We start from the raw sequence: 20,637 nt of genomic DNA, 5'->3' as shown, positions 1-20,637 counted from the left end.
ACACCGCCGGACAACCATTAAGGCAAGAGCCCCGACCACAGGTCGGGGCTCTTCCCCTTTAACCACCCAACCCCTAACCACCCACACACCCCAGCACCGCATCCACCACATGGCTCCGCTGCTTGTCCCGTCGAAATACCAGGTACTCCGTTATCGGGGGTATCGAATCAACGAAGTCAAGCAGCACCAACCGGGGATCGTCGTTGAATTCATCCTCTGCGATGACCCCAACGCCCAGGCCGGCGATCACTGCCGCGTGAACTGCCTCCCGGCTATCGGTCTCGAGTACTTCCGCTGGTTGCAGCTGGGCTGCGGAGAGCGCTGTTTCGATGGACCTACGGGTGACGGAACCGATCTCCCTGATGATCAGCGGGTGGTCTACGAGGTCCCGGAGCCGGATCACCTTGCTGCCGGCCAACAGGTGGTCCTGCCGAACAAAGGCCACAAGGTCCTGCGTACCGAGGCGGCGCGCCATCAAGTCCGGATGTGGCGTTTCATCGGCGATGATGCCGACATCAACAGTCCCGGCCAGGACTCTTCTGCGTACCTCAGCGGAGTTTCCGCTGACGAGTTGGATACTGACTCCCGGGTTCAGCCGACGGAAGGTGCTGAGCACGCCCACGGCGTTGATGGGAGCGTCGGTGCCGAAGCGGAGCTCTCCTTGCATGGCGTTGCGAGCCCTGGCCAGGACGGTCTCGGCTTCGAGCTCGGCGGCGAACAACCTGGCTGTGACTGCCAGGAGCTCTCTTCCCAAAGGCGTCAGCTCCACGGACCGTCCAGCCCGCTGCAGGAGCTGGACCTCATGGAGCCGTTCCAAAAGGCGGACCTGCTCGGACAGGGTTGGTTGGCTCACTTTCGCCGCTGCAGCCGCAGCGACGTAACTGCCGTGGGTAGCTACGAGGTGGAACGCCCGCAGGTGCGTGAGATTCATAGGCATGGCCTAAGTCTCCTATAGGCGCGAGTGGCGTCCCCTATGTGTCGCCTCAGAAGCCACGTACCGTCATTGCTGTGAAGAATGATCCCCACGTCCTGGTAGTAGGAATCGACGGTGTCCGTTACGACCGCCTCCTGTCCGCGGTGACACCCGCCCTGGACCAGATTGCCCGGAACGGCTTCCTGCTCCCCGTCAGCGTGCACGGGAAGAATGCCACTATTTCCGGGCCAGTGTGGGCCACGGTGGCCACCGGGGTTTATGCGGACCGGCACAAGGTCACCGGGAACAGTGACCATCCACCGGAGCTCGATGCCTACCAGGACTTCACCGCGGTGCTGCGTGGGGCCCGGCCGGAATTGCACACGATGGTTGCCGCGAGCTGGTTTCCTGTGGCGGCACCCACAGCGTGCGGGCCTCTCTTCTCTTCCCGTGGTTGGGTGCCGGAGGAGGACCCTGAAGAAGCGAACGACGCGGGCAGCTGGGCCGCTGCCGACAACGCCGTCGCAGATTATGCAGCCGGACGGTTGGAACACGAGGACCTTGCGGCATCCTTTGTGTACTTTGGCGAGGCTGACGTCGAAGCCCATAACAACGGCACGGGTATCGGCTACCTTTCAGCCATTCAACGCTGCGACTCCCGCGTCAATAGCCTGTTGGAAGCTATTGAGTCGAGGCCTCGTCGTGGTGACGAACACTGGACCGTCATAGTGGTGACTGACCACGGACACGTCGATGCCGGTGGTCACGGGGGAGAGACCGAGGACGAGCGTACAGCCTGGATCGCTGCCTGCGGCGCAAGCGTGCCCCGGAACGTCATGGCCGTGGACCATGCCGACATCTTCGCCCAAGTACTGGCAACCTTTGGTGTTGCAACAGGGGACACTGAAGGGCTCGCCTTCGGTGCCAGGACTGACCCGCAGGAGCGACCCGCAACAACGGCAGCTTCCCGTTGACCCTTACGGTGACAGCGGCAGTTCTCCTGGCGGCGGTCCTCCACAGCGCGTGGAATGCGTTGGCCAAGGCGATTCCGGACCGGCTTGCCTCGTCCACCATGATTGCCTTGGCCTATCTCGTGTCCGGCCTGGTGGGGGCAGCGGTTTTCGGAGTTCCCCCACAGCAGTCGTGGCCCTATGTCGTGGCGTCGGCGGCCTTGCAGACCTGCTATCTCATCCTGCTGACCACGTCCTACAAGCACGGCGAATTCTCCCAGGTTTATCCGCTGGCCCGCGGCCTTGCCGTCCTGTTGGTCACGGGGGTCGCCACCACTTTCCTGGCAGAGAAACTGAGTTTCTGGCAACTGGCGGGGGTCGCGGTCGTCGCTGGTTCCTTGCTGAGCCTGGCCCTCACAAAACACAGTGCAACGGCCCGCGCCGGCAGGAACCGTCAGGGCACCTTCTTTGCTGTGCTCACGGGGGCAGCCATCGCGGCTTATACCGTGGTGGACGGTGTGGGAGTCCGGGTTTCCGGGCAACCGATGGCCTATGTCTCGTGGCTCTTCCTGCTGCAGGGCATGGTGATTCCCTTGATCTGCTGGCGCATGGCCGCCGAACGCCGTTCTTTCCCACGACGAGTGGCGCGGTACTGGAAGCCGGGATTCATCGGAGGGCTGGTGTCCATGCTGGCCTACGGAATTGTGGTCTGGGCACAGAGCCTGGCGCCGCTCGCCTTGGTGTCGGCGCTGCGCGAGACCAGTGTCCTGTTGGCTGGCGTCATCGGCGCGGTGTTCTTCAACGAAAAGTTCAGCCGGCTCCGCTTGGTCTTGACGGCCATCGCGGTGGCCGGCATCGCCGCCATCCAGCTCGGCTAGCCAGAGAAGAACTCCGACAACTCCGAGATCAGCTTCTCCGGAGCCTTGATGGGACCGTCGTGTCCCGAGCCAGGGAGGATGCTGTAGCTGGATCCGGAGAGGACGTCATGGATTTGGCCGCACGCAACACCGAAGTAGGCGGGGCTCTTTTCGCCCACGACGATCAGCGTCTCCAGTGGAAGGGCAAGGAAGGGCTCGGCCGGCATGTCGGCAGCGATGACGGCCTTAATTTCCCGGACACCGCAGGTCATCAGTTCGCGCATCTGCTTGCCCAAAGGCGTACCGGCGGCCAGCTTGTTGGCCAGGGTCAGCATGGACAATGGCATGCGTGCGAAGGCGCCGCCGGTCTCCACGCCCTTGATCAGGACGGCGAGGGCGCGGTCATAGTCTCCCGCCGCCGTCGCGCGTTCATAATCCGGCGTCCAGTCGGCCTTGACGCTGTGGTTGACCGACACGGCAGGATCGTAGACGGCAAGCCGCTCCACGGGCAGGGTCCGCGCAGCGTGCAGCGCTACTGCGCCGCCAAAGCTGTGCCCAAAGACATCGGTGCTGGAGGTGTGTTTCATGACGGCGTCCAGGTCCCGGATGTCCGCCTCAAGCGTGTAATCCTCAGCCTGCGGGGATGAATCGCCGCGTCCACGTCGGTTGAAAGTATGAACGGGCCGTCCCAGGGCTTCGCTGAGTTTCTGCGCAAAACGCGAGTAATCGGCAGCCGTCACCATTGAGGCAGGAACGACGACGACGCCGGAGCCCGCCGCTTCCAGCCCACCGCCCGTGGTGAGTACTTCGAGGTGTCCGCCGTCGTGGGTCATGATGATGTCGCGCGTCATGACTTGAGCCTAACCGAGCCACCTGAATGCAGGCAGCATGCCGCCCCATATGTGGAAAAGCAGTCAGTGTGGAGAAGCAGTCAGCGTTTGAAGTAGTCCGAGATATCCGAGACGAGTTCGTTCACTGCGGCAGGAATGGACCCATGGAATCCCTTGGGCGAAACCTCCAACGTGCTGCCGGGAACGGCCCTGTTCAGCCGAGCAGCGGTGACCTTGTAGAACTGGGGGCTCTTCTTGCCCACCATGAAGTGCGTGCTGGGAGGCAGGACGGAGAAGTCGCGCGGAGAATCAGCGGCTTCGAAGGCAGCCTTGAGTTCACCAACACCTGAGGGCATGAGCTCGCGGAAAAGCTTGTTCACTTTGGTCCGCGAAACCACAGCCATGAGTCCCGCCAGAATCGGCTCGGGTACCCGGGCAAGGGCAGTTCCGGGGTGCATGCCCCTTTTCATCCGGGCCATCGCGCGGTTGAGGTCGCCTTTGTCCACCGAATCCGCGAAGCCGGCCAGCCAATCTGTGTCCATGCTGCCGTCGATGTTCACCGCGGCGTCGTAGACAGCGAGCTTGTCCGGCTCGTGGTGCGTGCCCGCAAAGGCCTGGGCTGCATTCAAGGCCACGGACCCACCCAGGCTGTGGCCAAAGATGTTCCGGGCACCGGTGGCATCCATGATGGTGCGGACATCGGCGATCTCCGTAGCCATGGAGTAGCAGTGCGGCTGCTCGGTGGATTTGCCCCGGCCCCGGCGGTCGTACACGTCCACAGCCCAGCCATCACCGAGGCCCTTGGCCAAAGCGACGGAAAAGGGCCGATAAATGAGTGCCGTGAGGAACGCGCCACCGATGAGGACCACCCGGCGCTCCCCGGGCGCGTCTTCGGTGCCGTAACTGTACAAGGCGAGCCGTCCGCCGTCGTGCGTCTGAATATCGCGTTCCCTCACCGGAACATCCTAGGTGGCATTGGGAAGTTCGCCGTGGAACCGGGTCCCGGAGAGGAACCGCGCTATGCGGGCGGCGAGCCGCTTGCCCGGCCGTAACGGCCCTTCGTGGAACTGCAGCGGCACCACAGCAAAGTCGATCACCGGCACGGCCCCGGCAAGGGTGCGGCCGGTCTCTGCGAAATACGACGGACTCCAACCGCCGCTGAGCATCAACGTGGGCGTAGAGAGTTCCATGAAGTCGTGAAGGTGGGCATCGGCGTCCAGGACTGCGCGCATTTCGGTGACTGCCGTGGGCAGCAAGGAGCGCATCTCCAAGCCCAGGCGGGTCCGGGCCGACAGGACACTGAGCGTGCGCAGCGCACCCATGGGCAGATAGGAAATCGGCCCGGCAGTCCCCAGGCCCTGCACCAGATGCGCCCACGCGTGATCCAGCTGACCGGCAGTGACCGCTTCTTCAAGCTCGGGCCGCCACCGGCTGCTGAGATTGCCTGACAGCGACACTGCAGCGTCGTAAGTGACCAGTTTGTTGATCCTGGCCCGCCTCGCGGCTTGCAGCGCCACGAAGCCGCCATAACTGTGCGCCACAACGTCAGAGGAGCCGGTCTTCTCCATCACCACGAGGAGGTCCGCGATCTCGGTTTCCACCGAATAGCCCGACGGCTGCGGCGCAGACCGCCCCCGGCCGCGCCGGTTATAGCTGTGAACCGGGCGCCCCAGCATGACGCTGAGCGTCCGCGCGAACGGCCAGTACAGCGAGTCCGTCACCAAAGTGCCATGAACAAGCACGACGCCGGCCGGTTCAGCGGATTCCTTTGAGCCGGGAATTGACGCTGCTGACGCGGGCCGGAAGGTGTGCACCTCGAGCTGCCCGCCGCCGTCGACCGTTTCAACTGTCCATGTCTCCACAGCTCCGAGTCTATGCGTTTGCTTGATCCTGGGGCCCGGAAGTGAAGGTCCGCAATGACCGGTAAACTTAAGGACTGTGACTTCCGCAAACACCCCAGCCCTGAACACCTCCGCAGAGCCCATCGATGCCAGCGAGCAGATGCGCATCCGTATGGAAAAGCGCGCCAAGCTGATCGAGCGAGGCACGGAGGCTTATCCCGTGGGTGTTGAACGGACCCATTCCCTCGGCGAGATCCGCGAGAAGTACGCACACTTGGAAGCAGATGAAACCACCGGCGACACCGTTGGTGTCACCGGGCGTGTCGTGTTCGTGCGCAACACCGGCAAGCTGTGCTTCGCCACCCTCCAGGAGGGCGGCGTGGACGGCAAGGGCGTCCGGCTGCAGGCCATGCTGAGCCTTGCCAACGTCGGCGAGGAAGCGCTCGCTGAATGGAAGGCCCTGGTTGACCTGGGCGACCACGTGTTCATCAAGGGCGAGGTCATCTCCTCCCGCCGCGGTGAGTTGTCCGTCATGGCCGACTCCTGGTCCATGGCGTCAAAGGCGCTGCGCCCCCTCCCGGTACTGCACGCAGAACTGAACGAGGAAACCCGCGTACGCCAGCGCTACGTGGACCTCATGGTCCGCGATGAAGCCCGTGAGATGGTCTACAAGCGCGCAGCAATCACCCGCTCGGTGCGCGACACCCTGGACCGCCATGGCTACGTGGAGGTGGAAACCCCCATCCTGCAGCTGGTCCACGGCGGCGCTACCGCGCGCCCGTTTGAAACGCACATGAATGCGTTCGACCAGAAGATGACACTGCGTATCGCTACCGAGCTCTTCCTCAAGCGCGCCGTTGTGGGTGGCATCGATCGCGTTTACGACATGGGCCGTGTTTTCCGCAATGAAGGCGTGGACTCCACGCACAGCCCCGAATTCACCACCCTGGAATGCTACGAAGCCTGGGCGGACCAGTTCGTTATGGCCGAGCGCATGAAGGAAATCATCCTTAATGTGGCTGACGTTGTAGGGACGCGCACCATCCAGACGGATGCCGGCGAAATCAACCTCGACGGCGAATGGGCCTGGGTTTCGGTTTACCCGGGTATTTCCGAAGCCGTGGGTGTGGAAATTACTCCGGACACCACGGTGGAGGAACTGCTGGCAATTGCGGCCAAGCACGAAGTCAAGGTGGACCCCAAGTGGGACGCCGAGAAGATTGTGGTTGAGCTGTTTGGCGAGATCGTGGAACCCACCCTGCTGAACCCGACCTTTGTTTATGACTACCCGCCGTCGGCACAGCCGCTGGCCCGACCACACCGTGAAGACGGGCGCCTCATCGAGGCCTGGGACCTGATCATCGGCGGCATGGAGCGCGGCACGGCCTTTTCCGAACTCATTGACCCCGTCATCCAGCGCGAACGCCTGACGGAGCAGTCCCGCCGCTCCGCCGCCGGTGATGAGGAAGCCATGCAACTGGACGAGGACTTCCTCCGTGCCCTCGAATACGGCGCGCCGCCCATGGGCGGCATCGGGCTCGGCATTGACCGTTTGGTCATGCTCTTCACCGGGGCCGGCATTCGCGAAACCATTCTGTTCCCCTTGCTGAAGCCTGAAGGACACTGACCATGGAGTACATCGCAGTTCTTGCGCCGTCCATAGTTGTAGGTTTGATCTTCTGGTTTGCCATGAAGTCGATCTTCAATGCAGACAAATCCGAGCGTCAGGCAGAAGCCCGCGCCCAGGCCGAAGCGAATTCAAAAAATGCCGGCCCGGCGCCCGAAGGTCCAGCCGCTAAATAGGCTCCTAAATGGGTTCCACTTTCACGTGAATCCATTTGTGCTTTGACGTGTGTGCTTGCCGTGAACGATAATCGAGAAAGGAACCCGGGGAATTTCTGATTATCCATCCCTCCAAAAGAGAGGCAACTCATGGCACAGAAAGTAAAAATCATCCTCGTCGATGACCTGGATGAAGGGGCTGCGGACGAAACTGTCCGCTTCGGCCTGGACGGTGTGAGCTACGAAATGGACCTGTCCACAGCAAACGCAGCGTCGCTGCGGAAGGCCCTGGAACCGTTTGTCGCGAAGGCCCGGAAGACCTCTTCCGGCCGCGGGACGCGGGGTCGCGCTACTCCGGCCCGCAACCAGGATTCCGCACAGATCCGTCAGTGGGCCCGGGATAACGGTTACACGGTCAACAGCCGCGGACGTATTCAGGCTGAAATTCAGGAAGCCTACCAAAAGGCCAATTCCTGATTCACCACTTCAATGCCCCGGCAGTCACTGCCGGGGCATTGGTTGCTTAAGGAGCTGGGTTTCTTGGGTTCCGCCGGGGCCCGTCGGCGGAATAATCCGTGAATCTGCCCGTGCTGGACGGCCCGTTTACCGGTGCTATTGGGGGAGTGGCAAACCGTCCCGATTACTCCTCTGTGGAATACTCCCGGGGTGGCCCGGCGGCAGGTTGCCCGGGCCGGCTGGCAGGATGTCACCGTCGCCTGCCCCGGTCAAGGGGAAGTGCCCGTTTTATTCCTCCACGGCGTCATGTTTCCCCTGTGGCGAACACGCCCCAAAAGTGTTGCTCCGGCACGTAGCATCAAAGTACGTCGTAGCTAGGAGTGTGGCGAAATGTTTGAGAGATTTACGGACCGTGCCCGTCGCGTGGTCGTCCTTGCCCAAGAAGAGGCACGGATGCTCAACCACAATTACATCGGTACCGAGCACATCCTCTTGGGTCTGATCCACGAGGGTGAAGGCGTTGCTGCCAAGGCGCTCGAGTCCCTGAGCATTTCGCTCGATGGCGTTCGCGAGCAAGTACAGGAGATCATCGGCCAGGGCCAGCAAGCCCCGTCCGGTCACATCCCCTTTACGCCGCGCGCCAAGAAGGTGCTTGAGCTTTCCCTTCGTGAAGCACTGCAGCTCGGCCACAACTACATCGGTACTGAGCACATCCTGCTCGGCCTCATTCGCGAAGGCGAAGGCGTGGCCGCACAGGTGCTGGTGAAGCTTGGCGCAGACCTGAACCGGGTCCGCCAGCAAGTCATCCAGCTGCTCTCCGGGTACCAGGGCAAGGAGACCGCAGGCAGCGGCTCCGGCCAGGGTCAGCCGGAAGGTACCCCTGCCGGCTCGGTGGTGCTTGACCAGTTCGGACGCAACCTCACCCAGGCTGCCCGCGAAAACAAGCTCGATCCTGTGATCGGCCGCGAGCAGGAGATGGAACGCGTCATGCAGGTCCTCTCCCGCCGTACCAAGAACAACCCGGTGCTGATCGGTGAGCCCGGCGTTGGTAAGACTGCCGTCGTCGAAGGCCTCGCCCAGGCGATTGTCCGCGGCGATGTCCCGGAGACCATCAAGGACAAGCAGCTGTATACGCTTGACCTCGGATCCCTGGTTGCCGGCTCCCGTTACCGCGGTGACTTCGAAGAGCGCCTGAAGAAGGTCCTCAAGGAAATCCGCACCCGCGGCGACATCATCCTCTTCATTGACGAGATCCACACCCTCGTCGGTGCAGGTGCTGCCGAAGGCGCCATTGATGCTGCGTCCATCCTGAAGCCGATGCTCGCCCGTGGGGAACTCCAGACCATCGGGGCCACCACTCTTGACGAGTACCGCAAGCACATCGAAAAGGACGCCGCGCTTGAGCGCCGCTTCCAGCCGATCCAGGTCAAGGAACCCTCGGTTGCGCACGCGATCGAGATCCTCAAGGGACTGCGCGATCGTTACGAGGCACACCACCGCGTGACGATTACCGACGGCGCCCTCGCCTCGGCTGCGCAACTGGCCGAACGCTACATCTCGGACCGCTTCCTGCCGGACAAGGCGATCGACCTCATCGATGAAGCCGGCGCACGCCTGCGCATCCGCCGCATGACCGCTCCGCCGGAGCTCAAGGCCATGGACGAGCGCATTGCCGACGTGAAGATGGAGAAGGAATCTGCCATCGACGCCCAGGACTTTGAGGGTGCTGCCTCGCTGCGCGACAAGGAGCAGAAGCTCATTGCCGAACGCGCGGAGAAGGAGCGCACCTGGAAGTCCGGCGGCATGGACGACATCTCCGAGGTTGACGAGGACCTGATCGCTGAAGTTCTCGCGAACTCCACAGGTATCCCGGTCTTCAAGCTCACCGAGGAAGAATCTTCCCGCCTGCTCAAGATGGAAGACGAACTGCACAAGCGCGTCGTCGGCCAGGACGAAGCCATCAAGGCACTGTCCCAGGCCATCCGCCGCACCCGTGCAGGCCTGAAGGACCCCAAGCGTCCCGGTGGCTCGTTCATCTTTGCCGGCCCCACGGGCGTCGGTAAGACCGAGCTTGCCAAGGCACTTGCCGAGTTCCTGTTCGGTGAAGAGGACGCCCTCATCACGCTGGACATGTCCGAGTACTCCGAGAAGCACACGGTTTCGCGTCTCTTCGGTGCACCTCCGGGCTACGTCGGCTACGAAGAAGGCGGCCAGCTGACGGAGAAGGTCCGTCGTCGTCCGTTCTCCGTGGTTCTGTTCGATGAAGTGGAGAAGGCCCACGCCGATCTCTTCAACTCGCTGCTGCAGATTTTGGAAGACGGCCGCCTGACCGACTCCCAGGGCCGCGTGGTGGACTTCAAGAACACCGTGATCATCATGACCACCAACCTTGGTACCCGCGATATTTCCAAGAGCGTGGCTACGGGCTTCCAGTCCGGCACGGACACCCAGACCGGCTACAACCGGATGCGGGCCCGGGTTACCGAAGAGCTCAAGCAGCACTTCCGCCCCGAGTTCCTCAACCGCGTTGACGACGTCGTGGTATTCCCGCAGCTGACGCAGGACGAGATCATCGAGATTGTGGACCTGTTCGTGAACCGTCTGGAGCGCCGCCTCAAGGACAAGGACATGGGCATCGAACTCACCCCCGCTGCCAAGGTTCTCCTGGCCACGCGTGGTTACGATCCCGCCATGGGTGCCCGGCCGTTGCGCCGCACCATCCAGCGCGAGATCGAGGACCAGCTGTCCGAGAAGATCCTGTTCGGCGAGATCCACTCCGGTGACATCGTCGTGGTGGACGTTGACGGCGAAGGTGACGACGCCAAGTTCACGTTCGAAGGCAACGCCAAACCGCGTATTCCGGAGATCGCTCCGACCGCGTAAGGCCAACGCTTTATCCCGGAAGCCCCACCCGCTCCGCAAGGAGCAGGTGGGGCTTCTGCGTTGGGCGGCCCGGAGTTTTTGTCCAGGCAGAGACTTTAAGGTGGCTTCTGGAGGGCGTTATCTGTACAAAACTTCACGAACCGGATCGGGGATCAAATGCGAGTACTTATGGTGGCTCCGGGGACGCGCGGGGATGTGGCGCCCATGGCCGGTCTGGGAGGTCGCCTGCAAGGGCTGGGGTACGAGGTTGCCGTTGCCGCGAACCCTCCCTATGCCCCTCTGGTTGTTGAGTCGGGATGCGAGTTCAGGCCGCTGCCGGGGAACCTGACGGAACTCATCAAGCAGCCGGCCCCGGGTGCGAAAGCCTCAGCTGACAGCGTGTTGACGTTCTGGCGGAAGCTTGGCGAGTACATGGACAACGCAGCCAAGGGAACCCTGGCTGCCGCCGAGGCCGGGGCCGATGTCATCATGGCCAACTCGGTGGCACCCTATGCCTATGACATTGCCGAGGCTTTCGGCGTCCCGGCCATAGGCGCACACTTGCAGCCGACCGAACCGAGTGCGGCCTACCCGCCTGTGCTGATGAATTCGGCTCGAAGCCTGGGTGCGCTGGGGAACAGGATCATTGGCGAGCGGGCAGCAGCGGGGCCGGCCCCCTACGATGCTCCCAGCGCCCGCTTGCGCAAGCAGCTCGGCCTGCGCAAGGAGAGTCGAGCAGCGGGCGAACGTCGTCGGAGGAAGGCTCGGGCGACCATTCTTCATGGCATCAGTCCTACCGTCCTGCCGCGTCCGGCCGATTGGCACGCGGGATTGGTGATGGCCGGATATTGGTGGCCCCCGGAACACAGCGGCTGGGAGCCATCCGCCGACCTTGTGGACTTTCTCGCCGACGGTCCAGCGCCCGTCTTCGTTGGTTTCGGCAGCAGTGCACACATTGACCCCGGCTTCATCCTCGAGGCCACGCGTCGTGCCGGAGTTCGGGCTGTTGTGCAGGGTGCCGAGGGGGTGTTGGGCGATGATGCCATGGGTGTTGGAAGTGTCCCGCACAAATGGCTGTTCCCCCGCATGGCTGCCGTTGTCCACCATTCCGGCGCTGGAACCACTGCCGCCGGCTTGCGCGCCGGCGTGCCGTCGGTAGGTGTTCCCGTGTATACGGACCAGCCACTCTGGGCCTCGCGGATCGCGGCGCTGGGCGCCGGTCCCCAACCGCTTCCGTACAAGAAGCTGTCCCCGGAGCGCCTTGGTGACGCGATCGCGGAAGCCGTAAGAACGCCGTCGTATGCGCAGCAAGCGCAGGTCCTGGCGGCCGCCATAGGCAAGGAAGACGGGACTGTGCCCGTGGTCGAGACCTTGCGGAAACTTCCCTCCAAGTAGCAGCAGGGCGCGTTGGGAGCACGCATGACGGGCCGCGCTGGGAATCAAGGCGGAACGGGATATGTGAAAGTACTGTTTCACTGTGAGTGAACCACCCTGTGATCGGGGGCACAATGCATGTTGAATCGGATCATGGACTCTGCAGACACTCTGACTCCGGGCGAGCAGCCCGAAACTCCCTTCCACCATATGGACCACTACCTCGCCATCCCGCGGATCAACGGCCTCACCCTCAGCCCCGATGGCAAGCGTTTGGTCACCACCGTGTCAACGCTGAACGGGAAGGGAACCGAGTTCGCTTCGGCCCTCTGGGAGATCGACCCCACCGGCGGGAAGCGCGCACGCCGAATCACCCGCAGTTCCAAGGGTGAGGCCGGGGCGGCGTTCGCGGCATCCGGCGACCTCTACTTCACCTCGGCGCGCCCGGACCCGGACAGTCCGGACGCTGACCCCGTAAACGCCCTGTGGCTCCTCCCCGCCGACGGTGGAGAAGCCCGCGTGGTGCATTCGCGCCCAGGCGGCATCGGTTCCGTCATGACCGCGAAGGACGTAGACGCCACGTTCGTCATCGCAGAGGTCCTGGCAGGATCCGCCGACGAGGATAACGACGAGGAGCGCCGAAAGGCCCGCAAAGACAACAAGGTTTCGGCCATCCTGCACAGCGGCTACCCGGTCCGCTATTGGGACGCCGACCTCGGCCCCGCAGAGCCGCGGATCTTTGCCGTTGAGCAGGGTGACGAGCAGGAACCCGGCAAGCCGTCAACGGTGGACGCCTCGGCGCCGCTCAAGCTCCGCAACCTGACAGCCGGCGTCGGCGGCTCGCTGCGTGAGTCAAAAACAGTGGTGAGCCCGGACGGGAAGACCATTTACACCAGCATGTCCAAGGCGCTCGCCAAGGCCGACAGCCGCGAGGTGCTGGCCGCCATCGACGTCGCCACCGGGAACGTCAAGGTGCTGCTGGACCACGAGGGCATGAGCTATTTCCCTGGACCCGTCAGTCCGGACAACGGCACGCTCGTTGTGGAAAGCGAAAGCGACACCACACCCACGCAGGCGCCCCAGGTGAAGCTGCACCTGCTCAACGTCGCCGGCGGCGAAACCACGGACCTCGAGCCGCTGGCACACCACTGGGATCGCTGGGCCACTGTCCTCGCCTGGCTTCCGGATGGCAGCGCCGTCCTGGCCAAAGCGGACGACGACGGCGCGTCGCCGGTTTTCCGGATCAACGTCGCTGACGGTGAAGTCACCCGGGTGACGCAGGACGCTTCCGCCTATTCCGACGTCGTGCTTTCTCCCGACGGGGCCGCGGCGTATGCCCTGCGGAGCTCGTACGAATTCCCGGCCGAAGCTGTTCGGATAAACCTCGCCACCGGAGAAGTGACCAGGCTGCAGGCACCCGCTGAGCGGCCTGTGTACAAGGGTCGCCTGGAGCGCGTTGAAACGACAGCGGACGACGGTTCACGAGTCCCCGCCTACCTCGCCCTCCCTGAAGGGGCATCGGCCGGGAAGCCTGCGCCGCTCCTGCTGTGGATCCACGGCGGCCCGCTGGGTTCGTGGAACGCCTGGACGTGGCGCTGGAACCCCTGGCTGCTCGTCGCCAAGGGCTACGCCGTGCTGCTGCCCGATCCGGCGCTCTCCACAGGCTACGGCCAGGAATTCATCCAGCGTGGCTGGGGCGAGTGGGGCAAGAAGCCCTTCACGGACCTCATGGCCATCACCGACGCGGTGGTGGGGCGCCCGGACATTGATGAGTCGCGGACAGCTGCGATGGGGGGATCGTTCGGCGGCTACATGGCCAACTGGGTGGCCGGCCAAACCGACCGGTTCAAGGCGATTGTTACCCACGCGAGTTTGTGGGCGCTGGACCAGTTCGGTCCCACCACGGATGCCGCCCAGTACTGGCTGAAGGAAATGACCGTGGAAATGGCCATGGAGAACTCTCCGCACCTGAACGTGGGAAACATCAAGACACCCATGCTGGTGATCCATGGCGACAAGGACTACCGGGTTCCGATCGGCGAGGGACTGCGTCTCTGGTACGAACTCCTGTCCTCTTCGCAATTGCCCGCCGACGACAACGGCCAGAGCCCACACCGCTTCCTCTACTTCCCTGACGAAAACCACTGGGTGCTCCAGCCGCAGCACGCGAAGATCTGGTACGGAGTGGTGGAGCACTTCCTGGCCAAGCAGGTGCTGGGCGAGGACGTTGCTTTGCCGGAGGAGCTGGGGGTCTAGGCGATTCGTTCGGCCCAGCCCCGCATTCAGTCATGCGCGGGGCTGGGGCGTCCGGCACCTGTTTGCCTCGCTAGGATGGGGGAGTGAATTCGACCTTCAGCCTCCGCCCTGCCCGCACCAGTGATGTGGCTGCGATCAAGAGGCTGGTGGCGCCCTTGGCCGAGGAGCGGATCCTCATGGCCAAGGAGACTGTGGCTTATTACGAGAGCCTGCAGGAATTCCGGATCGCCGAGTCTGAGGACGGGGAAGTCATTGGCTGCGGCGCTCTCCATGTGATGTGGGAGGACCTGGCCGAGATCCGCACTCTTGCGGCTGCCGATTCCTGGCGGGGGCGGGGCGTGGGGCACGTCCTGGTGGAGAATCTCCTTGAGGAAGCGCGCGCCCTTGGCGTGAGCCGTGTATTCTGCCTGACGTTCGAAGTGGACTTCTTTAAGCGCCACGGATTTGAAGTCATGGCTGACCAGTCGGCCGTCGATCCCCAGGTGTACTCCGAGCTGCTGCGCTCACATGACGAAGGCGTGGCGGAGTTCCTGGACCTGGCCCGGGTGAAGCCGAACACCTTGGGCAATACCCGCATGATCAAGCAGCTCTAGGCCTGCCAATCCTTACTTCCGCGTCGAGATCCTGAAGAAAAAAGACGCGTCTTTCAAGAGTGCCCGATTATGAGTGATTTAATACTCTTTTCTTATCTAAAATTGATGGATAAACTGATCAAGGCTTGCTGGGGAAGCTTCCACCACATCGGTCAATTGAGAGAAGATCATGCAGTCCCACGCGTCCCTTTCAGATGTTTCAGAACTCCAACTCAGCGTGCGCGGTCCAGTGTTCACGCCTGCCGATCCCGGCTTCGCCGCTGAAGTAGCGGCCTTCAATTTATCCACACAGCACCAGCCCGATCTCGCCTTCGGAGCCCTCGACGCAGAGGATGTCTCGGCGGCGATACGCTGGGCAGCGGAACGCGGCGTGCCCGTGTCTGTCCAGTCAACCGGGCACGGCGCCACGAACGCGATCGAGGGTGGCCTGCTGATCAGCACCCGACGAATGCTCGAGCTCAGTATTGATCCCCTGGAGAAGACAGCCCGCGTGGGTGCGGGCGTCCGCTGGAAGGCCGTGGTGGATCTCGCCGGGACCTTCGGCCTCATGGGGCTCTGCGGTTCAACCACTGATGTAGGCGTGGTGGGTTACACGCTGGGTGGTGGGCTGCCGATCCTGGGCCGCAAATACGGATTCGCTTCCGACCACGTGATTGCGTTTGAAATAGTCACGGCAGACGGAACCCTGCGCAGGGTAACCAAGGACGAGGATTCGGAGTTGTTCTTCCTCCTGCGCGGCGGCAAGGGCAACTTGGGAATCGTCACGGCCATGGAGTTCCACCTCTTCCCCGGCTCGGACCTCTACGCCGGCGGAATCTACTTTGATGGTGAGCAAGCTCCTGAAGTATTGCAGGCGTTCAGGGAATGGGCGCCTGCCCTGCCGGTAGAGGCCTCGGCGTCACTGGCCTTCCTGCGGCTGCCGGACATGGAAATGGTGCCGGAACCTCTGCGCGGAAAGTTCGTGATCCACCTCCGTTATGCCTACCAAGGTGACCTGGCGGCGGCGGCAGAACTCCTGGAGCCGATGCGCCGGAGTGCACCGTTCATGATGGATGCCACCGGCCCCCTTGACGCTACTGCCTTCGACTCCATCCACCAGGACCCGGACCAACCGGTTCCCGTGATGGAACACGGGTTCCTCTTGGACAGGCTGGATGCGCCTGAAACCGAAACACTTCTGCGGCACTTTGGCCCCGGCGTCGAAAGTCCCGTGCTGTTGGCCGAGCTCCGGTTGCTCGGCGGTGCTTTGGCGAAGAGCGCAGACGGCGATGACATTGTGGGTGGCCGCGATGCTGCGTTCAGCTTCTTCATGGGTGCCATTGCCGTCCCGCCGGTGGTTGCGATGTTGCCCGCGGTTTTCAATGCTGTCCATGAAGACCTTCGGCCCGCCGCCAATGCCGGAACCTTCGTGAACCTGCACGGCCACTTTGTGGATGCCGAAGACAGGGAGCGGCCTTGGCGGGCAACTGCATTGGAACGGCTCCGCAAGGCAAAGGCTGAGTTGGACCCGCAAAACATGTTCAGCTTCGGGCATGTAGTGGGGCTCCCGGTCATTGACCAGACAGTGCTGCTTGAAGACGTTGTGACTGCCGGCGGCGACGCCGTGCTGAACAACTAGGGGCTGAGGGCGATGAACAACCGCGTCACATTCCCCGACTTCTCCGCCTTCCAGATCGACATTCCGCACGGATCATGGCCGCACGAAGCGTCATGGTCCGGGGACAGGCACTCCGACCCGGATCTGTACTCTGCCTTCTGGCCCGAGTTTCACGCCAGGCAGGAATCCGAGGCGGTGACGGCACCGCAGGCTGAGGAATAGCAGGCACAGAACCGGCCCGCGGAGGCGGGCAGGGCGGAAGGGGCAGTTCGGCAGTGGCCAGGGCCTCGCGCTGAAAAGCCCCGAGCGGGATAACTCCGCACCAAGGGCGCCCAAGGCCTACCGTGGGCCGGGCCGCCGGTAGTAGGGTCAGAGCACCAGCCGCAGCACGCCCAGGAGCATCCCATGAAAAAGCTCATAAATGATCCACGCGCAGTGGTGGACGAGTCCGTCGAAGGGTTCGGCATGGCCCATGCCGACATTGTGGACGTCCATCCCGAGCCCAAGTACGTCATCCGAAAGGGTGCTCCAGTGGAGGGCAAGGTTGCCTTGGTCTCCGGTGGAGGGAGCGGTCACGAGCCCCTGCACGCAGGTTTCGTGGGGCTCGGTATGCTCGATGCCGCTGTGCCCGGCGCCGTCTTCACCTCGCCAACCCCTGACCAGATCATTCCAGCCACGGTCGCCGTCGACTCAGGAGCCGGCGTCGTTCATATCGTGAAGAACTACACCGGCGACGTCCTGAACTTTGAAACCGCCGCCGAGATGGCGCAGGCCGAAGGCGTGCACGTGCGTTCGGTCCTGGTGAACGACGACGTCGCGGTGGAAGATTCGCTGTACACGGCAGGCCGGCGCGGGGTAGGCGGTACGGTCCTGGTGGAAAAGATCGCAGGGGCATCAGCTCAGCGTGGTGACGATCTTGACACCGTCACGGCCATCGCCGAACGGGTGGTGGCCAACGTTCGGACGATGGGTGTGGCACTGTCCGGCTGCACAGTGCCACACGCAGGCACGCCGAGCTTCGAGCTGGAAGACAACGAGATCGAGATCGGTATAGGCATTCACGGCGAACCGGGCCGGCACAAGATCGCCATGGAAAGCGCTGACGCGATCACGGACCGCCTGCTGGAGCCTGTGCTGGAGGATCTTGCCCTGGCATCCGGGGACAAGGTGCTGCTGTTCGTGAACGGCATGGGTGGAACCCCGCAAAGCGAGCTCTACATCGTCTACCGGCGTGCCGCCCAGGTCCTGGCCGAACGTGGTGCCACCGTGGAGCGTTCGCTGGTGGGCAACTACGTGACCTCCCTGGAGATGCAGGGCTGTTCGGTCTCGGTCCTGCGCCTTGATGACGAGATGACCCGGCTCTGGGATGCCCCTGTCCACACTGCAGCACTGCGCTGGGGAGCCTGAATATGGGGTTGACTGTTGACTGGGCCACGGACTGGTTGAAACTTTCCGCCAAGGCCATGGAAGAGCACCGCGTGGAACTGATCGAACTGGACCGGGCGATCGGCGACTCGGACCACGGCGAAAACATGGACCGCGGGTTCCAGGCCGTCCTCCAGAAACTCGACGAGGCGCCATCCCCAACTCCCGGAGCCGCGCTCAAAGCCGCCGCGATGGCCCTCATGTCCAAGGTGGGTGGCGCTGCCGGACCGTTATACGGGACGGCCTATCTGCGGGCAGCTACCTCGCTGGGCGATGCCGCCGAGATCGACGCTGAAACCCTGGCGGCCGCTCTCACCGCCGCACGTGATGGCGTGGTGGCGCGCGGCAAAGCCGAGCTTGGGGACAAGACCATGATCGACGCGTGGACACCCGCCGTGGAAGCGGCCCAAAAAGCAGCAGCGGGCGGCGCGGATCCGGTGGGCGTCCTGGAGGCAGCTGCCGAAGCAGCTGAGACCGGGGCGATGGCAACGGATCCGTTGGTGGCGCGTAAAGGGCGGGCCAGCTATTTGGGGGAGCGCAGCGCAGGGCACCGCGACCCCGGGGCGGCCTCAACGGCGCTGCTCCTCCGTGCGGCCGCCGCGGCTGCTGCCGGTTCCACGGCTGAGACAGGGGCCGACGCCGTATGACGGTTGGGATCGTGGTGGTTTCACACAGCAGCAAGATAGCCGAGGGAGCGGTGGAGCTCGCCGCGCAGATGGCGCCCGACGTCGAATTGGTCGCCGCCGGGGGCACTGACGACGATCGGATCGGAACCAGCCTGGAGAAGGTGCTGGCCGCCGTCGAGCAGTCCCTGGTTGATTCCGGTGGTGACGGCGTGGTGGTACTGACCGACCTGGGCTCGGCGGTGATGACGGCCGAGTCGGCCATGGAGTTTGCCAGCGACCCTGATGCCGTGCTCCTCGCGGATGCGCCGTTGGTTGAGGGGCTGGTGGCGGCCGCCGTCGCGGCCCAAGGAGGTTCCGGCGTCGCGGATGTCCGCAAGGCCGCGGAAGCCGCGGGGTACCGGCCTGCGGAGCCTGTGGAGCCTGCTGAAGCGGCCGGCGCCATTGCGCCGGACGCCAGCGGCGACTTCGAGCTCATCAACCCTTTGGGCATGCACGCCCGGCCTGCCGCGAAGATCGCAGGTGGCCTGTCCGGGTTGGACGCCGAGGTGACCGTGAACGGCGTCGATGGCATGTCCATCATGGCGCTCATGGCGCTCGCCGCCGGCCAGGGTTCCACGCTTCGTGTCGAAGCCCGCGGCAAGGACGCGCAGAGAGCTGTTGACTATGTTCGCCGGTTGGTGGAGGAGGGGTTCGGGGAGCTCTAGTTCGGACGGATTTGCTGACAAATATTGCTAAGTATGCTGATTAGTGATGTTGTAGAGGTACAGGTTCACTACAAGGAAGAGGTGCGAATCATGGGTGCTGACGACAAGATGGAGAACGCTGGCGAGAAGCTTGGTGGCAAGGCCAAGGAAGCTGCCGGAAAGCTGACGGACAACGAGCGTCTTGAAGCGGAAGGCAAGGGCGACCAGACGAAGGCCGACCTCAAGGGTGCCGGCGAGAAGCTGAAGGACGCCTTCAAGAAAGACTAGGTATCCGGACAGGGCCGCTGCGGTTGCAGCGGCCCTGCCTTGTTTTGTGAGGCGATTGTTGTGGCGTCGTCCGCTGGCGCCAAACTTGATGGAGGATCTACGTGAACATACTGGTGAAAATTTTCGGCCTGGCAATCGGTCTTGGCGCCGGTGCGCTGGCCAACAAGACGCTGGAGGGCCTCTGGGAGAAGCAGACCGGCAAACCTGCCCCGAAGGACAGCACAGACCTCAATGATTCACTTCCGGGCGTGCTGGTCTTCGCGGTTGTCTCGGCCGCCGTCGCCGCCGTGGTTCACGTCCTCACCCAGCGGGGCACCAAGAGCGCCCTGGTCCGCATGAAGAAATCGGCTGACGAGGTCTAACACCATGGCTATTGCTAAGTTCCCAAGTGTCGTCATCGATTGTCCCGACGCGGCTGTCTTGGCTGCCTTCTATGGCGAGCTTTTCGGCTGGGACGTCGAGGACAAGGGCGACTGGTTCGATATCCGCCCAAGCGACGGCAGTAACTGCATCTCCTTCCAGCAGGTGGAGGTGTACCAAGCGCCGGTGTGGCCCGGGCAGACCATTCCGCAGCAAATGCATTTGGACATGGTGGTGGAAGACCTGGACAAGGGCGAAGAAGTTGCGCTCTCGCTGGGAGCCACCAAGGCCGACCATCAGCCCGGTGAGACGTTCCGGGTATTCCTTGATCCGGCCGGGCACCCGTTTTGTCTCTGTCTTAGCTAGGGCTTGGCCGCCGCAGGGCCTGAACCCTGTGGCGGCTCCCGGTCCTTAGCCCTGCTGTGCCGCCCATTCCTCGACGCGGCGGTTGCTCTCTTCCTCGGAGAGGTCCTCGACCCGCGTCATGATGGACCAACGGACGCCGAACGGATCGCGGATGCTCGAGTAGCGGTCACCTGAGACGAAGGTGGTCAACGGCTCCCGGATGGCGGCGCCGGCTTGCTCCGCTTTGTGGACCAGGCTGTCCGCGTCGGAGCAGTAGAGGCCCAGGGAGTAGCAGTCATCTTCGCCGGACGGTGCTTGGACCAAGTGATATTCGGGGTTGGGCTCACCCAGCTGGAGGCGGCCGTTGCCGAAGTCGAGTTCGGCGTGGACAACCACCCCGCCCATCTCAGTTTCGCCCACCACGCGGGCCCCGAACACATCACGGTAGAAAGCAATGGCTTCCTTGGCGTTCGGCACCGAGAGGAACGGCGTGAGGCTGGTGAGACCGTTGGGAATGCCGTGGGTGGTGTGCTCCCCGTGGGCGGCCGTGGTTGATTCTGTGCTTGTAGTATCTGTCATGGATACGACGCTACGTGCCT

General features: G+C 63.3%; 22 protein-coding genes. 17 read left to right on the top strand and 5 right to left on the bottom strand.

Translation table 11 applies throughout. The features are described from left to right. Nucleotides 1-73: 73 nt before the first annotated feature. Nucleotides 74-937: a LysR substrate-binding domain-containing protein gene (locus WBN73_RS15890; protein ID WP_242703474.1), complete on the bottom strand. Its 864-nt coding sequence runs from the start codon at nucleotides 935-937 to the stop codon at nucleotides 74-76. Between the two features lie 71 nt (nucleotides 938-1,008). Between WBN73_RS15890 and WBN73_RS15885 the strand changes: the two genes are divergently transcribed. Next, nucleotides 1,009-1,887: an alkaline phosphatase family protein gene (locus WBN73_RS15885; protein ID WP_337340657.1), complete on the top strand. Its 879-nt coding sequence runs from the start codon at nucleotides 1,009-1,011 to the stop codon at nucleotides 1,885-1,887. Between the two features lie 8 nt (nucleotides 1,888-1,895). Beyond that, on the top strand, nucleotides 1,896-2,741 hold the full coding sequence (locus WBN73_RS15880) for an EamA family transporter (RefSeq protein WP_337340658.1): 846 nt from the start codon (nucleotides 1,896-1,898) through the stop codon (nucleotides 2,739-2,741). Here the strand turns inward: WBN73_RS15880 and WBN73_RS15875 are convergent. The 3 genes from WBN73_RS15875 to WBN73_RS15865 form a co-directional block, all read right to left on the bottom strand. After that, entirely contained in the window at nucleotides 2,738-3,571 is an 834-nt protein-coding gene (locus WBN73_RS15875; RefSeq protein WP_207595744.1) for an alpha/beta fold hydrolase, read from the bottom strand. The genes WBN73_RS15880 and WBN73_RS15875 overlap by 4 nt on opposite strands. 80 nt (nucleotides 3,572-3,651) lie before the next feature. Continuing rightward, a complete protein-coding gene (locus WBN73_RS15870) occupies nucleotides 3,652-4,506 on the bottom strand; it encodes an alpha/beta fold hydrolase (RefSeq protein WP_207595745.1) in 855 nt (284 codons plus the stop codon). Nucleotides 4,507-4,515: 9 nt separating this feature from the next. Beyond that, complete coding sequence (locus tag WBN73_RS15865) at nucleotides 4,516-5,412, bottom strand: alpha/beta fold hydrolase (RefSeq protein ID WP_337340659.1); 897 nt, start codon at nucleotides 5,410-5,412, stop codon at nucleotides 4,516-4,518. A 76-nt stretch (nucleotides 5,413-5,488) separates the two neighbouring features. On the opposite strand from WBN73_RS15865, the gene lysS reads away from it, so the two are divergent. The 15 genes from lysS (at nucleotide 5,489) to WBN73_RS15790 (ending at nucleotide 20,059) form a co-directional block, all read left to right on the top strand. After that, nucleotides 5,489-7,018, top strand: coding sequence for a lysine--tRNA ligase (gene lysS / locus WBN73_RS15860; RefSeq protein ID WP_089593211.1), 1,530 nt, complete (start codon nucleotides 5,489-5,491; stop codon nucleotides 7,016-7,018). A gap of 2 nt (nucleotides 7,019-7,020) precedes the next feature. Continuing rightward, complete coding sequence (locus WBN73_RS15855) at nucleotides 7,021-7,194, top strand: hypothetical protein (protein WP_207595747.1); 174 nt, start codon at nucleotides 7,021-7,023, stop codon at nucleotides 7,192-7,194. 129 nt (nucleotides 7,195-7,323) lie between these two features. Beyond that, nucleotides 7,324-7,650 (top strand): histone-like nucleoid-structuring protein Lsr2, encoded by a 327-nt coding sequence (locus tag WBN73_RS15850; RefSeq protein WP_172326157.1) that lies wholly within the window; start codon nucleotides 7,324-7,326, stop codon nucleotides 7,648-7,650. A 369-nt stretch (nucleotides 7,651-8,019) separates the two neighbouring features. After that, on the top strand, nucleotides 8,020-10,512 hold the full coding sequence (locus tag WBN73_RS15845; RefSeq protein ID WP_089593213.1) for an ATP-dependent Clp protease ATP-binding subunit: 2,493 nt from the start codon (nucleotides 8,020-8,022) through the stop codon (nucleotides 10,510-10,512). A gap of 156 nt (nucleotides 10,513-10,668) precedes the next feature. Beyond that, nucleotides 10,669-11,886 carry a glycosyltransferase gene (locus WBN73_RS15840; RefSeq protein WP_337340660.1) on the top strand — a complete coding sequence of 406 codons (1,218 nt, stop codon included), beginning with the start codon at nucleotides 10,669-10,671 and terminating at the stop codon, nucleotides 11,884-11,886. A 117-nt stretch (nucleotides 11,887-12,003) separates the two neighbouring features. After that, the gene (locus WBN73_RS15835; protein WP_337340661.1) at nucleotides 12,004-14,121 is read left to right on the top strand and encodes a S9 family peptidase; all 2,118 of its coding nucleotides are present in this window, start codon (nucleotides 12,004-12,006) and stop codon (nucleotides 14,119-14,121) included. Nucleotides 14,122-14,204: 83 nt separating this feature from the next. Further along, entirely contained in the window at nucleotides 14,205-14,714 is a 510-nt protein-coding gene (locus tag WBN73_RS15830; RefSeq protein WP_337340662.1) for an amino-acid N-acetyltransferase, read from the top strand. 169 nt (nucleotides 14,715-14,883) lie between these two features. Continuing rightward, nucleotides 14,884-16,332, top strand: coding sequence for an FAD-binding oxidoreductase (locus WBN73_RS15825; RefSeq protein WP_337340663.1), 1,449 nt, complete (start codon nucleotides 14,884-14,886; stop codon nucleotides 16,330-16,332). Nucleotides 16,333-16,344: 12 nt separating this feature from the next. Next, nucleotides 16,345-16,533 carry a hypothetical protein gene (locus WBN73_RS15820; protein ID WP_207595752.1) on the top strand — a complete coding sequence of 63 codons (189 nt, stop codon included), beginning with the start codon at nucleotides 16,345-16,347 and terminating at the stop codon, nucleotides 16,531-16,533. Nucleotides 16,534-16,716: 183 nt separating this feature from the next. Then, a complete protein-coding gene (dhaK, locus tag WBN73_RS15815) occupies nucleotides 16,717-17,718 on the top strand; it encodes a dihydroxyacetone kinase subunit DhaK (protein WP_207595753.1) in 1,002 nt (333 codons plus the stop codon). Between the two features lie 2 nt (nucleotides 17,719-17,720). Further along, complete coding sequence (dhaL, locus tag WBN73_RS15810; RefSeq protein ID WP_337340664.1) at nucleotides 17,721-18,383, top strand: dihydroxyacetone kinase subunit DhaL; 663 nt, start codon at nucleotides 17,721-17,723, stop codon at nucleotides 18,381-18,383. Next, nucleotides 18,380-19,066, top strand: coding sequence for a dihydroxyacetone kinase phosphoryl donor subunit DhaM (gene dhaM / locus WBN73_RS15805; RefSeq protein ID WP_207595755.1), 687 nt, complete (start codon nucleotides 18,380-18,382; stop codon nucleotides 19,064-19,066). The genes dhaL and dhaM overlap by 4 nt, the downstream gene beginning before the upstream one ends. A 90-nt stretch (nucleotides 19,067-19,156) precedes the next feature. Beyond that, nucleotides 19,157-19,333, top strand: a complete 177-nt coding sequence (locus tag WBN73_RS15800; RefSeq protein ID WP_035760998.1) for a CsbD family protein — start codon at nucleotides 19,157-19,159, stop codon at nucleotides 19,331-19,333. A 101-nt stretch (nucleotides 19,334-19,434) separates the two neighbouring features. Continuing rightward, entirely contained in the window at nucleotides 19,435-19,695 is a 261-nt protein-coding gene (locus WBN73_RS15795; RefSeq protein WP_207595756.1) for a DUF4235 domain-containing protein, read from the top strand. Between the two features lie 4 nt (nucleotides 19,696-19,699). Further along, nucleotides 19,700-20,059 (top strand): VOC family protein, encoded by a 360-nt coding sequence (locus WBN73_RS15790; protein ID WP_089593224.1) that lies wholly within the window; start codon nucleotides 19,700-19,702, stop codon nucleotides 20,057-20,059. 45 nt (nucleotides 20,060-20,104) lie between these two features. Here WBN73_RS15790 and WBN73_RS15785 read toward each other — a convergent pair whose 3' ends face one another. Continuing rightward, nucleotides 20,105-20,617, bottom strand: a complete 513-nt coding sequence (locus WBN73_RS15785; protein ID WP_337340665.1) for a VOC family protein — start codon at nucleotides 20,615-20,617, stop codon at nucleotides 20,105-20,107. Between the last annotated feature and the right edge of the window lie 20 nt (nucleotides 20,618-20,637).

The sequence above is a fragment of the Paenarthrobacter sp. CCNWLY172 genome, from assembly GCF_037402035.1.
GTDB lineage: Bacteria > Actinomycetota > Actinomycetes > Actinomycetales > Micrococcaceae > Arthrobacter.
This window is presented reverse-complemented; position numbering and strand designations above follow the sequence as displayed.